The 14,031-nt window shown below is 43.9% G+C and carries 13 protein-coding genes and 1 other annotated feature (1 of these 14 running past the window's edge); of the genes, 3 read left to right on the plus strand and 10 right to left on the minus strand.

Annotation, left to right across the window (positions count from 1 at the left end; all coding sequences use genetic code 11):
- Positions 1-54: 54 nt before the first annotated feature.
- Positions 55-483 (minus strand): CBS domain-containing protein, encoded by a 429-nt coding sequence (locus HFE01_RS09120; protein WP_013371865.1) that lies wholly within the window; start codon positions 481-483, stop codon positions 55-57.
- Between the two features lie 84 nt (positions 484-567).
- Positions 568-1,773, minus strand: a complete 1,206-nt coding sequence (locus tag HFE01_RS09125; RefSeq protein ID WP_107733357.1) for a M20 family metallopeptidase — start codon at positions 1,771-1,773, stop codon at positions 568-570.
- Between the two features lie 248 nt (positions 1,774-2,021).
- Here HFE01_RS09125 and ftsW point away from each other — a divergent pair, with 248 nt between their 5' ends.
- Positions 2,022-3,284 carry a putative lipid II flippase FtsW gene (gene ftsW / locus HFE01_RS09130; RefSeq protein ID WP_016822369.1) on the plus strand — a complete coding sequence of 421 codons (1,263 nt, stop codon included), beginning with the start codon at positions 2,022-2,024 and terminating at the stop codon, positions 3,282-3,284.
- 225 nt (positions 3,285-3,509) lie between these two features.
- Here the strand turns inward: ftsW and HFE01_RS09135 are convergent, their stop codons facing one another.
- Positions 3,510-3,875 (minus strand): Asp23/Gls24 family envelope stress response protein, encoded by a 366-nt coding sequence (locus HFE01_RS09135; protein WP_013310912.1) that lies wholly within the window; start codon positions 3,873-3,875, stop codon positions 3,510-3,512.
- 192 nt (positions 3,876-4,067) lie between these two features.
- Here HFE01_RS09135 and cax point away from each other — a divergent pair, with 192 nt between their 5' ends.
- Positions 4,068-5,138: a calcium/proton exchanger gene (gene cax / locus HFE01_RS09140; protein WP_013371868.1), complete on the plus strand. Its 1,071-nt coding sequence runs from the start codon at positions 4,068-4,070 to the stop codon at positions 5,136-5,138.
- A gap of 228 nt (positions 5,139-5,366) precedes the next feature.
- Here cax and HFE01_RS09145 read toward each other — a convergent pair whose 3' ends face one another.
- The 5 genes from HFE01_RS09145 to HFE01_RS09165 form a co-directional block, all read right to left on the minus strand.
- Complete coding sequence (locus HFE01_RS09145; RefSeq protein WP_007431028.1) at positions 5,367-5,657, minus strand: Fpa/YlaN family protein; 291 nt, start codon at positions 5,655-5,657, stop codon at positions 5,367-5,369.
- Between the two features lie 140 nt (positions 5,658-5,797).
- Positions 5,798-6,040, minus strand: coding sequence for an HPr family phosphocarrier protein (locus HFE01_RS09150; RefSeq protein ID WP_013371869.1), 243 nt, complete (start codon positions 6,038-6,040; stop codon positions 5,798-5,800).
- Positions 6,041-6,131: 91 nt separating this feature from the next.
- Positions 6,132-7,247, minus strand: a complete 1,116-nt coding sequence (locus HFE01_RS09155; RefSeq protein WP_107733356.1) for an aminopeptidase — start codon at positions 7,245-7,247, stop codon at positions 6,132-6,134.
- Between the two features lie 75 nt (positions 7,248-7,322).
- Positions 7,323-8,147 (minus strand): hypothetical protein, encoded by an 825-nt coding sequence (locus tag HFE01_RS09160; protein WP_107733616.1) that lies wholly within the window; start codon positions 8,145-8,147, stop codon positions 7,323-7,325.
- A 169-nt stretch (positions 8,148-8,316) separates the two neighbouring features.
- A complete protein-coding gene (locus HFE01_RS09165; RefSeq protein ID WP_107733355.1) occupies positions 8,317-10,302 on the minus strand; it encodes a sensor domain-containing diguanylate cyclase in 1,986 nt (661 codons plus the stop codon).
- Between the two features lie 436 nt (positions 10,303-10,738).
- Here HFE01_RS09165 and rpsD point away from each other — a divergent pair, with 436 nt between their 5' ends.
- Positions 10,739-11,338: a 30S ribosomal protein S4 gene (gene rpsD, locus HFE01_RS09170; protein WP_016822373.1), complete on the plus strand. Its 600-nt coding sequence runs from the start codon at positions 10,739-10,741 to the stop codon at positions 11,336-11,338.
- Positions 11,339-11,415: 77 nt separating this feature from the next.
- On the opposite strand, the gene HFE01_RS09175 is transcribed toward rpsD, so the two are convergent.
- A complete protein-coding gene (locus HFE01_RS09175; RefSeq protein WP_025365212.1) occupies positions 11,416-12,282 on the minus strand; it encodes an AraC family transcriptional regulator in 867 nt (288 codons plus the stop codon).
- A 197-nt stretch (positions 12,283-12,479) separates the two neighbouring features.
- Positions 12,480-13,733, minus strand: a complete 1,254-nt coding sequence (tyrS, locus tag HFE01_RS09180; protein WP_025365213.1) for a tyrosine--tRNA ligase — start codon at positions 13,731-13,733, stop codon at positions 12,480-12,482.
- Between the two features lie 65 nt (positions 13,734-13,798).
- Positions 13,799-14,031 (minus strand) — a binding site (T-box leader); it runs 35 nt beyond the window's last position.

Here is a 14,031-nt window from a genome sequence, read left to right on the forward strand (position 1 = left end):
ATCAGAAGCTCGGGATAATGACCGTCCCAAACTGATACCTGCTATATTATCCTTCTAGTGAACCTGCTCGGAAATTTGGCTAAGCGCCTCTCCAGCGTTGTCTGCAAAAATATTACGAACCGCTAAATCCCCAATCGAAACAATCCCGATCAGACGGTCTCCTTCCGTCACGGGCAAACGACGGATTTGCTGTTCTGCCATCAGTTCAGCTGCTTGGTCCACTGACATGTCAGCACTGGCTGTACGAATACCTGTTGTCATTACCGTATCCACCGAACCAGAACCAGAATTTTTAGCTGCGTAGCCGCGAATCACAAGGTCACGGTCTGTTACCACACCGATCAACTTATCACTGCCTTCGCTTTCCACAACTGGGATAAAACCAGTATCATTGTCTTTCATTTTGACCGCTATTTCGTAAATATTGTCCTGCGGGGTAACCGTTACACATTTTTTAGTCATAACTTCCTGAACCTTTTTCATGGGTACTCCCTCCTTTTCAAGAGTAGGGTACCCCATTTCATTCAGCTCATACTCCAGATTGGACCCTTCCCAATTTAGCTCGTATTAGCCGTTAATTGCCCCTTCTTTTCGTCCAGCAACATATCCGGTAGACATGGCAATAAACAGACGAACTGCGTTGATCATGGCATCCTCATCAAAATCAAATTTTGGATGGTGATGCGGATAAATTGCTCCTTTGGTCGGATTACCCGCCCCGACGAACATAAAACAACCTGGCACACGTTCCAAATAATACGCAAAATCTTCGGCAGGCATCAACTTTGGCGCTTCCTGTACATTCCCCTTGCCGAACACAGGCTTTGCTTCCTTAAAAAAGCGGGATGCTTCCTGGGCATCATTAACAACTGGCGGGTATCCCATAATGTAACGAATTTTTGCTGATGTCCCGTATGTTGCTGCTGTAAGCTCAGTTACCTCATGCAATCGCTCTTTCATGACCGTCCGGGTCTGCTCATCAAACGTACGAATGGTTCCACTCAAGCGGCAGGTTTCTGCAATTATATTTTGCGCAGAGCCCCCTTGGATGGTTCCCACCGTCAACACAGCAGGCTTTAACGGGTCGACTGAACGGCTTACGATACTCTGCAGTTGCATAACAAGAGCTGAGCCTGCCACCACACTATCATTAGTGGACTGGGGCATACCGCCATGCCCACCCTTACCTGCAATTTCAATATAAAAATCGTCGGCAGCCGCCATCAACGGCCCTGCACAACTCGCAGCGGTCCCGACCGAGAAGGGTGTCCATAAATGGATGCCATAAATAACATCCACACCTTCCAGTACGCCATCTTTGATGACATTAACCGCACCCCCAGGCAGCAATTCCTCCGCAGGCTGGAACAAAAACCGGATTTCTCCCTCCAGCTCATCACGGTTCAGACTGTAATAGTATGCTGTCCCAAGCAAAACAGACGTATGTCCGTCATGTCCGCAAGCATGCATGGCCCCATCCACACTGGAGCGATATTCACATTCCTTTTCATCCTGAATAGGAAGAGCGTCCATATCGGCGCGTAACATAACCACAGGTCCAGGTTTGGCACCACGAATGGTACCTACAACACCGTGTCCCCCTACCTGTCGGCGAACATCTAATCCCCAGCTCTCTAGCTTATCCGCTACAAAAGCGGCAGTTTTACTTTCCTGAAAAGAAATTTCGGGATTCTTATGTAAATGTCTACGCCACTCCACCATGTTTTGTTGTAATTGATTAAACCAGGTTTGGTCCATCGCCTGTTGTGTCATTATGTTCCACCTCTCCTTTTAAAACATCGGGACAGCTTCCGATAAATCATGCAGCTTTACCCCATACGCGCCGTTTCTCTCAAGTCTTTATTTTTATCCTATTGTAGCAGATATGGAATTGTTGTGATATCTGTTGCTCCAGATGGTTGCAGAAGCCTATCAAACATACTATGATAAAATGGATAAACGATAAAATGATAAACGTCTGCGAGGAATATACCTTGCGGCGAATACCGGGGGAAGCTGATATGAGAAATACGAAGCCGGAGACTCGAAGAAGAGGGACACCGGATTTCCAATTGCTGATCCTCACTTTGTTGCTGGTTGGATTCGGTGTAATCATGGTATTTAGCTCCAGCTCCAGCGTAGCTCTGCTGAATAAAGAATACAATTTTGACTCTTTATATTTTGTAAAGCGCCAGTCCGCATTTGCTATACTTGGACTTTTTATTATGTTGGTAGCTATGAATATTAAGATGGAAAAATATAAAAAACTTTTTGTACCTTTATTTTTCATAACCATATTACTGCTAATCATCGTACTTTTTACAGGCTCTCTGAATGGTGCAAAAAGCTGGCTCAGATTTGGTAGTATTGGCTTCCAGCCAACAGAACTCGCAAAGATATCCATCATCCTTTACTTATCCGCACTGATTGTCAAAAAAGGAGATCGATTTAGAGATTTGCGGACTGGCTACATACCTGTAACTGTCATTGTAGGCTCTGTCGCAGGACTCATCATGCTTCAACCGGATTTAGGCTCCTGCTTTATTTTGGTAGCCACCAGCGGCCTGATTATTTATGCCGGGGGGGCCAGCGTCAAACACATTACAGCATCAATCATCCTGCTCGTGCTAGGCGCTTCCATCGTATTTGGTATTGGATCGTTGTTTGGAGGAGATTCCGACAGCGCAAATGGACAAGCTACTGCTGCCAAGCAAGATTATAAAATCGGACGCTTTCAAGCCTTTCTTAATCCCGAGAAGTATAGACAAGGCACAGGATACAATCTGGTGCAGTCCCTCCAAGCAATTGGCGAAGGCGGCTTAAACGGATCGGGATTTGGTAAAGGCATTATCAAGCTTCATTATCTGCCCAATTCGTTTAATGATTTTATCTTTTCAGTTATTGGTGAAGAATTCGGATTTATCGGAACAGCCATTTTCCTAATGCTATATTTGTATTTCATTTGGCGAGGCATGATCATTGCTCTGCGTTGCCATGATCCGTTCGGAACGTTGGTGGGCACTGGCATCATGGGTTTGATCGCCATTCAGGCCTTCATTAATATCGGCGGGGTAACCCAAACGATTCCAATCACTGGCGTAACTCTTCCGTTTATTAGCTTTGGTGGTTCCTCCCTGCTTGTCATGATGTTTTCTATGGGCATCATGCTCAGTATTTCTCGTGAGAACACCAAACAAGCAGTGCAAGAACGCACCACAGGGGTGACTGTTCGTAATGAAGTTCCCACTCGCTTTCAAACTCGTAGAACCAACCGTTACCGCTAAAAAAAGAACTTCCATATGACCACTAATCACGGTGGCATTGGAAGTTCTTTTTTTGTATATGTATATAACTACAGGTCCGTCTGCAAAATGTTAACCAGCAGATTCACAAAACGAAAACTGGCGTTTTATAACCACCAGTTTTCGTGTCTTATGCGGATTATCGCACGGAATTCCCGGCATCTATACCATTGGTGAAAAAATGTCCATTAGCATGCAGTGGTTCTATTACACTGCGTCGTCCTTGAACGCGACACCTTCCACTTTTACGTTCACTTCCACGACCCGCAACCCCGTCATGCTTTCGACGGCTTCTCGCACATTTTGCTGAAGAATTCGGGACACCTCATGAATAGGTGTTTCGTAGAGCACGATAATACGTAGATCAATGGCAGCTTCCAGTTGTCCAACCTCCACTGATACGCCCTTTTGCACATTTTTACCGCTCAGCCTTTTGGCCCAGCCTTCCGATAAGCCGCCTGACATTGCAGCAATGCCTGGTGTCTCTAATGCGGCCATCCCGGCAATTTTTCCTACGACATCGTTGGAAATCTTGATGTTTCCTGCTTCCAGTTGTTGAATTTGCTCTGCCATGACCTATGTCCCCCTTCATCCATCCTTTATTTGTATTGTAAAGCCTCAGCCACTCCAAATGCAAACCTTACGTATAAAAACATCGTTCGTTTACAACCTATATCATTTTGGGTATATTAATTTAGAAAAATCCATACAAGTGACAGTATTCACCAAACTTGTACACATCTATTGATATCGAGGTGCTCTTCATTGAAAAAATGGTTATCTCCCGCTTTGCTTATAGCGACATTTGCTCTTAGTGCAGTCGCTCATTACACACATTGGAATGCCATAGCCCAATTTGTCATTTGTGCGATTTCTGTTGTATTCGTAGCCGGTTTTCTCGGTAGGGCGACTGAAAGTGTTGCTCATTATGCTGGTCAACGTTTAGGTGGATTCTTAAATGCCACCTTTGGTAACGCAGCCGAGCTGATCATCGCCATTTTTCTCGTCAAAGAAGGTCTTTACGATATGGTAAAGGCCAGTCTTACGGGTTCGATCATCGGCAATCTGCTGCTGGTGCTCGGAGCGAGTCTGTTCGCTGGCGGATTGAAATATAAAGTGCAAAATTTCAATATATCGCTGGCTGGATTAAGTGGCTCCCTGATGATTGTGGCTGTTATTGCCTTGTTCGTTCCAGCTGTCTTTCTGAACACACATGTGATCACGGATAGCGAGTCAGATACACTCAGTCTCATTGTTGCAGGCACGCTCATTGTCGCGTATATTGCGTGGCTTATTTTTTCTATGATTACGCATAAGGACTATTTAGCTGACGTGACCGAACAAAAAGATGAAGAATTGCCGCATGAGCATGCCCCTGTATGGTCTAGAAATAAATCCATTGCCTATTTGGTACTCGCTACCGTTATGGTCGCTTTTGTCAGCGAATGGCTGGTAGGTACACTGGAAGTATTTACGACTCAATTTGGACTCAGCGAATTGTTTGTGGGTGCATTTCTTGTCGCTATTATTGGTAATGCGGCCGAACATAGCGCTGCCATTTTACTAGCCATGAAGAACAAAATCGGTGCATCTGTTGAAATTGCTGTCGGCAGCAGTTTGCAAATTGCCCTATTCGTTGCCCCTGTGCTGATTTTTGTCAGTTACTTTATGGGGAACACGATGAATATCGTTTTCACCACCATTGAATTGGTAGCCATTGCCGTCGCTGTATTTATCGCCAAATCCATCACTCAGGACGGCTCAACCAACTGGTATGAGGGACTCATGCTGCTGGTAGTGTATGTATTGTTGGGTGTATCCTTCTTCCTGGTGTAGCTTCCAAAGTTTAAAATGTAGATTACATTGTAGTGACTTCTTCGCGTTTCATTTATTCTTCTGATCACTAATGCCCTTGAATTTTTAAGACGATATAACCCCTTAAACTGTAAAAATTCAAGGGCAAAGGTGAATGCTATAAGCAACCTCTCGTCCCCTTTTTAAAAAATGGCATCAAAAAAAGCATGCTCTCAAACTTCGCATGCTCTCATCAATTCAACCGTCTTTCTAATTAGCCTTATTATTCATGGCCTCATATAGAATAGCCAGATTGCGTTCCAGCTCACTGACCAGCTGTTTACCTACCATTTCCGGAAGAAGTCCGGCGCGAACCGCAAAATCCACTTCCTTGGAAAATCCGTACATCTGAGTATCCAGCACTTCCTCATAGAGAGGGCAATAACGGGTTGCCAGATTCTCCATCTGTACTTCAATAAGCTTCTTTATTTTATCTGCATCTTCCTGAAGCAGATTAATGGCCTTGATATTCAATTGTTCCTGCAAATCAGATGAAGTCATGGATTCTTCCCCCCTATGTCTCAATGTCGCACAAGACGTCCTAACCTTAATATTAGACCAAATTGCAGGCTAATACAAGAACCTGACAAAAAAAGCATCCCTACAGTTACAGGTAGGGATGCTTTTGCTTCCTCAATAAGTTAGGTGGCTACTGAAATGTGCAGCCCGTGCTTCTGGAACACCTCAATAATCGCTTTTTTGGCTTCCTCGGCGTCAGGCCCGTGAACATGCAGCTCATAACTGTGACTGCTGACCAACGTCGTAAACAAGCCCAGTATACTTTTCACATCAATATACTTATTTTCGGAATGAAGGACGATGGAAGAAGTGAATTTGCTCGCTGTCTGTGCAATTTCAACAACCGCCGCATTATTGTTGGACATAGTAAGATCCCTCGCTTTACTGGATTGTCATGTATCAATGCTCATTCATTATGATACATTGAAATCGCTTTCTCAGCAAGAACAGATATCGTTATTTCAAATTTTCAGGATTTAAAGGCTCCAGCTCAGGCAGCACAAAAATGCCATCCTTACGGATTAGAACATCATCAAAATAAATTTCACCGCCACCATATTCTGGACGTTGAATCAATACCAAATCCCAATGAATCGAAGAACGGTTACCGTTATCCGCCGTTTCATAAGCTTGACCTGGTGTAAAGTGCAAGCTGCCTGCAATCTTCTCGTCAAACAGAATATCCTTCATTGGGTGTAAAATGTGTGGGTTAAACCCGATGGCAAACTCGCCAATATAGCGTGCTCCCTCATCGGAATCGAGAATATCATTTAACCGCTTTGTATCGTTGCTTGTCGCTTCCACGATTTTACCATTTTCAAAACGGAATTTAACATTCTCAAAGGTAATTCCATTATACAGGGTTTGTGCATTATAGCTAATAGTTCCGTTAACTGAATCACGTACAGGCGCGCTGTATACTTCGCCATCCGGAATATTGCATTGACCCGAACACTTAATGGCTCCGATTTGCTTGATAGAGAAGCTCAGGTCAGTACCTGGACCGCTGATCCGTACTTTGTCTGTCCGATTCATCAAGTCTGCCAATGCATCTTGAGCCTTGTCCATTTTTGCGTAATCCAGGTTACATACATCGAAATAAAAATCTTCGAATGCTTCGGTGCTGATATTGGCCAATTGAGCCATGCTGTCATTCGGATAACGCAGCACTACCCATTTTGTGTGTTTCACTCGTTGTTCGCTATGTACCGCATGCTGATAAATTGAATTATACATTTTCATTTTATCTTCCGGTACATCTGACAGATCATTTACATTTTCGCCTGCACGAATTCCGATGTAACAGTCCATTTGTTTCATCCGGTTGAGGTCAATTTCAGCCCAAGCTTCCAGCATTTCCTTTGTCGCATTGCGAAGCATAGCGCTCTGCACCTTACGATCTGTAAGCTGAACAAAAACATTTCCACCCTTTTTACCAACTTCATGAATGATGGCGTTAAGCAAGTCACGCTCTGTACCAATCATTTCGATCAATACATTTTCTCCAGGCTGCACTTCAACAGAGTAACCTACCAGATTTTCCGCCAGCTTAAGTATTCTAGGATCTTTCATGTAGTGTCTCTCCTTCTTTATTCACTCTTTTTGAACAACGGTTAATTCAAATTCCATTGTATCATGCCCGCTCCGTTACTTGTAGTCCTCAAAAACAACTCGGGTGATCAGAGCCTCCTGATGCTGCTCTTCATTCGCAACCTGTCGGGAAATTCGGCATTCCGATGATAGCTTTAAGGGTAAACCCGTTTGGCGATCTATAGTTAAATGGTACACAGTCTGCACACTGGAATGCTCCAGTTGGTTGTTCATATCCTCACAACTCTGCTTCCATACTTGGCTCAGCTTTTGTTGCAGCTCTTGGTTCGTTTCTGTATGCTGTGTTTTTAATATCCTGATTTGAGGATTTAACGTATTCATCTCTTCCATTAAACGTTCTTTTAACCAACGCTTTGCCGAGGCAGGTTCTGGTTCAATCCTCACCACCCAAGTTCCCCGGGCAGCTCCCTTTTCCATACGAATGCTCTTATTCAGTGTATTTAATTCCTCTAGCTCCTGAATCGGATTGAAGCGATTTAACATGCCATTTTGAACCATAGAAGTATCCCCAGCTGTCAGCGTAATCCATTTCCCATTTTGACGAAAAAATCGTTCATGTGTAACACCAGGCTCGGACTTATCTTCTTTTAGTGCTACATAGTCGCCTTGCTTACGGAAAGCCTCTGTAGATCCCCAGTGCATGATTAATTCATCGTGATTTCTTAGCTTCCCGCGATATTCAAACTGTTTAGCCGTAGGCAGACCGCCGTCAGTTCTGATTCCAGTCTGTCCGCTAAATGTTATCCTCTCTCTGCCAGCCATTCCTGCAACAGCTCTTCTAAAAATCTGCTCAGGAGTATATTGTCGATCCAGTACACAACCGCTTAACACACATATAATTAGAAACACACAGCCCTGCATTACCCATTGCTTTCTCCAATGCATACCATCATCCATCCTATCCTAAACATGACTATAAATCATGATAAAAATTCTGTTTTAGAACATCCATGTTATAGCTACGCTTAGGATTACCTGTCTACAAACGGTTATGCAAAACAAAAAGAGAACATTCCCTAAGGAATATTCTCTACACATCGCCTATATGATCAATAACTATACGATTACGGCCTTCATTTTTTGCTTCATACAAGGCCATATCAGCCCTATAAAATAAAGATTCGATACTGATCTGCTCGTCCAGCCAGTTCCATTCAGCAATCCCGCAAGAAACAGTCACCTGAGGATTAGTTTCATATTGTACACGGCTACGTATTTTTTCTGCATACCCCAGTGCCTGCTGCACCCCCAGCTGCGGCAAATAAATGGCAAGCTCCTCTCCGCCCCATCTGGCACATACATCCTCATCACGGGTCGCCGAGCGAACAATATTGCTGACGCTTTTCAGAATTTCGTCCCCCGTCTGGTGGCCATACGTATCATTCACCTGCTTGAATTGGTCAATATCGACCAAAATAAGAGAGCCACAGAAATCTTTTTCCTGATGCTCCTGAATGATTCGGTCTACATAATGACGCACATATAAACCTGTTAGCATGTCCATATTAGCGAGACGCCGCACCTCGGCATGCAGCATAGCATTAGTTACGGCCAGTCCGATATGAGGAGCCAGCATTTGCAGCATCTTGTAATTATCGTAAGAAAAAAAGTGTGGAAGCTTGCTCGATAATAATATAACCCCTCTAGGAGTCCCCCTGTTCTTCATAGGCACAGCCATCAAAGACTGAGAGTCCGTCGCATCCATAAACCGAGAGGATATCTTTCCATCCTTCCTATAGTCAGACACAATCACAGGCTCTCCTGTTTTGCATATCAGTCCAGCAAATCCGCCTTCACGAGGGTAACTCTCCAGCTTTAAACTTTCCACATTGCTTGACATCACCCTAAAGCAACTTCCATCCTGATCCAGCTGCACAATACAACAAAAGTCGGCCATGAACATTTTTAATAACTCCTGCACGGCAAACTCAAATATTTCATTTAATTTCAGGCTCTGATTCAAGCGTTGAACCAACTCATTAATGAGCCGCAATTCATGGATAAGTACATTCGATTGCTCCAGCAGCTTCGCATTTTCAAATGCGGTGCCAGCTGTATCTGCCATCATCGCAATCAGCTCTACGTCCACTTTTTCCATACTATCCGCACCTGCCGGAAGAATCATATGGAAAACACCATATACGCCCTGCTTACCACGTAACGGGATACCGATTTCAGTTATTTCATCTTGTGGACCGGAAGGCTCATTCACAGCCATTTGCCCTTTCATAAATGCACGGACACATACATCCTCGTCCCGTTCATGCAGCAACAAAGGCTTGACCTGAGGATTTCGACTGTGCCGATCCTGACTCATATACAACGTGATATCCACATGGGGAAACAAATAGGCGATACTTCCAAATACTTCATCCAGCACGCCTTCCACATCAATCTTGTCATGCATCCGCTTTACAATCTGAAATAAAATAGAGCGGCGTCTGCCCTCACGTTCGCTCCGATTCTGCATCCCTAGGATATCTTCCATAAATATATACTCAAACTTCGAGTAAAAGCAGGATCTAAAATGCAAAGAAGCCACTAACAATGCGTCCTGATTCGAGACAGAATGTTGAGCAGGCCGTGTAAAACGAAGAGCGGCGAAAGGCTCTCTCTTGTAATTGCGGCATAATATGGGGACCATGTATACAAATGCAAGGCTCCCATCTCGAAGTTTACGCTGGCTCACTTCCATCTCTCTAGATATGCAACAACGCTCGACCAACTCTAAATCCTCGTCATCATCCTCTTCCCTACCAGCAACCCGAACACCTGTAAAATTAAAGACAGCAGTATACTCTTCACTGATCCAGGATATACCATTGCTCTGCTGTAACCAATTCCGATATCCTTGGACGAGAAGCTGATTAATATAGGGGTAATCATAGGGTGTCATATCCATGTTCTGGAGCCAGGCAAAAGACGTATATCCTTTATCATCAAACAGCGGAGCACCGCTAGCCTGCACTGTTTTACCGTCAAGCGTTTGCTGATCCGTTGTTGAAAATTCCGACATATTAAGGCGCTCCTTCACAGCAAAATTAGCTGTACCAAGACAGCGGCTATACACCACTATAGCTCATAATATGATCTATTTTACTCTCAACTTTAGAAATTTGCATCCATTTTTCAGAAATTCGTCCCACTTTTTTAGTTCTAAAGCCCTATCGACAAATTTTGACGTTTTCATTCTTTTTCTCTTCTTGACATTGACCCACTATACCATATAATATATATTATTGAAAAAGACTGTACGGCAGAACTATCTACTGTGCGGATCTTAAATTTTGGGCGTAACAGTTTGTGTCACCCTCATCTTATTTGTTGCTGACAGGACAGCGGCTGAACTTTTCTGTCAGTAGTGCGTCTCACCTTACTAGGTAGCGCCGAACAAATTGGAGCGCAAAGAGAGCCCCAACTCAAATTTTAATTATGAAGGAGTTAACTCTATAATGGCACGTTACACTGGTCCTAAATTTAAATTGAGCCGTCGTCTCGGTATTTCCCTGAGCGGCACAGGTAAAGAATTGAAACGCCCTTTCCCTCCGGGACAACATGGTGCAAACCAACGGAGAAAAATCAGTAACTACGGTATGCAGCTTCAAGAAAAGCAAAAGCTGCGCCACATGTACGGTTTGGGTGAAAAACAATTCCGTACCCTGTTCAACAAAGCTCAACACATGCACGGTATCGCTGGTGAGAACTTCATGTTCTTGCTGGAAAGCCGCCTGGACAACCTTGTATTCCGTCTTGGCTTTGCTAATTCCCGTGCAGGCGCACGTCAATTGGTAGCTCATGGTCACGTTACTGTGAACGGCAAAAAAGTTGACATCGCTTCTTACCAAGTAAGCCTTGGCGACGTGATCGGTCTTCGTGAAAGAAGTCGTTCCCTGTCTTCCATCAAAGAAGCTTTGGAAAACCGTAACCACTTGGCAGCTTACCTGGAGTACAATGACGCAGCTCTGGAAGGTAAATACATTCGTTTGCCTGAGCGTGCTGAATTGTCCCAAGATATCGATGAAAAACAAATCGTCGAATTCTACAACCGCTAATCCTTGCATTAGCACCAAAAAGCACCCGAATTCATTCGGGTGCTTTTTATATTCCCCACGCATTAAGCCTGAGAGTTTTATTCAATAGGGATGTACACTTTCATATTCAAATGATCAGGATAGGAATTCATCACGTCCGTAATTTCAAAATCAGGTCCCTCCCTCCGTTCAAAATTAGAATTAGGAAGCCATGTGCCGTAGATAAAATCTCGTATACTCTGAACTCGTCCATTTGAACCTGAAGCGTCAAACTCAGCATACTTGCCTGCTGGAATCTCCATATATATGAAACCCTCAGCCAGTTCTTTTGATTCTTCTTCAACGGCCTCACCCACCACAAATGAAAATGCACCGTTGTCTTCAAATCGACAGGCAATCCCATATGACATTCCCGGTGCGATTTTATTTGGAATACACATAAAATATTCATGTGCGCCAAAGTGTTCATAAAATCCTGGGATTTCTTTATAATGCTGCTCATTATTGAGATTTGTTTTATATTCATATCCTACAATTTTGGTCGTTTCGAGTTGCAGTATCACAGGCTTGTTCACCTCTAATTCCTCCGTTGCGTTTTTTTTGTAATCCAGAAAATTGATTTTACTTTGATCAGAAAGCTCAATATCACAGTTACGATATTTCCCAGGGGTGATCCCAAAACTTTTTTCAAAAGCGCGAGTAAAAGCTTCTTGCGAGTTGTACTGATACTCAATAGCTATGTCCAATACCTTTTGGTTGGATTGCTTTAGCCGTTTTGCCGCCTCGGACAATCTTCTCCTTCTTATATATTGTTGAACTGTAAAACCCGAAATGGCCTGAAAAACCCGCTGGAAATGAAAAGCTGAAAAGTATGCCTGTGAAGCAATCTCGGCAATTTTTAAATCTTCCCGGAGATTCAATTCAATAAACTCAATCGCACACTGAATTCGTTTAAAGTAGTCCATATAATCCTTCCCCACACTTGTTATTTATCTAGACTTCACCCACATTGGGCAACCCACGTATTCATTATGTAAAACTCTGTATCTATTTGTTTGATTATTTGTGCTAAGTTTACCACGGCTTTTCGCTTGATAGAAATAAAAAAAAGCAGCACTGAGATACGAGATCAATCTCAACGCTGCTTTTAAATGTATTTTAATTATCCAAGCTTGATTTTAGCAAATTTCCGTTTACCTACCTGTACAATGTCGCCTTCCTGCGGCTTGTATGCTTCGTTCACATCAGTCCACTTCTCTTCATTAATTTTGACCGACCCCTGCTGAATACTACGCTTGGCCTCACCGTTAGATGCTGCAAAGCCTAGATGAGTCAGCAACTGGATCACACGAATGCCACCTTCTTCTAACTGATCTGCTGTTAAGGTGAATTCTTCAATGTCATCAGGAAGCGCGCGTTGTTGGAATACAGTCACAAAATGCTGCTTGGCCGCTTCTGCCGCCTCTTCATCGTGGTACATGCGAACTAATGTTCCGGCCAGTTTCATTTTGGCATCACGTGGATGCACCGAACCCTCCTTAACACCTTTCGCCAGCTCTGCCAGCTCCTCATTGGTAATATCCGTTGCAAGCTCAAAATATTTCAGCATCAACTCATCAGGAACGGACATCGATTTACCATAAATTTCGTTTGGCTCCTCATCCACACCAATGTAGTTCCCCAAACTTTTGCTCATCTTCTGAACGCCATCAAGCCCCTCAAGCAGTGGCAATGTAATGGTTGCCTGCGGTTCTACTCCGTATTCCTTTTGCAGGGTTCTGCCCATCAGCAGATTAAACTTTTGGTCTGTTCCTCCCAATTCTATATCGCTTTGGAGAGCCACAGAGTCCATGCCCTGCATCAGCGGGTAAAAGAACTCATGGATGCTGATCGGCAAGCCGTTTTGGTACCTTTTTGTAAAATCATCCCGCTCCAACATACGGGCAACCGTTACTTTGGCAGACAGAGTTACCACATCCGCAAAAGACATCGGTCCTAACCATTCGGAATTGTAGTATACCTTTGTCTTTTCAGGATCGAGAATCTTAAAAATTTGTTCCTTGTATGTTTGTGCATTACGCTGTACATCTTCCTCAGTCAGTTGCTTGCGGGTCTCCGATTTACCTGTCGGATCACCAATTCTGCCTGTAAAATCTCCGATAATCAGTTGCACTTGATGCCCTAATTCCTGGAACTGGCGCAGTTTGTGCATAACAACCGTATGTCCGATGTGAATATCAGGCGCAGACGGATCTAGACCCAGCTTAATTTTGAGGGGCTCGCCGCTAACAACCGATTTAATAACCTTACGCTTCAGCTCATCCTCAGGTACAATTTCCGCTACTCCACGACGTATTACTTCTAGTTGTCGTTCTACCTCTGCCTGTTGCTCAGGCTTCAATTCTTCCCACTTCATCCTGAATCCCTCCTATTTTCCATCCAATAATTACTATTTAAACAAACCAAAAAGCCCCTTTCATCCCAAGGGACGAGAAGGAGCTGCTCGCGTTACCACCCTAATTAAAGAAACGTATGCAAAAAAACAACGTTTCTTTCACTTCATTCCTATAACGGGTTTACACCCGGTACCGGATTACTATGGTGAGCTTCGCAAACCTGCAAAAACTTTCCATTCATCCAGACAGCTCCAGACGGTAATTCAAAGGAGGGACGCTACCGATTCACACCACCCATCGGCTCTCTGCACAACGTGA

The organism is Paenibacillus sp. EKM10P (genome assembly GCF_011800655.1).
Taxonomy (GTDB): Bacteria; Bacillota; Bacilli; order Paenibacillales; family Paenibacillaceae; genus Paenibacillus; species Paenibacillus polymyxa.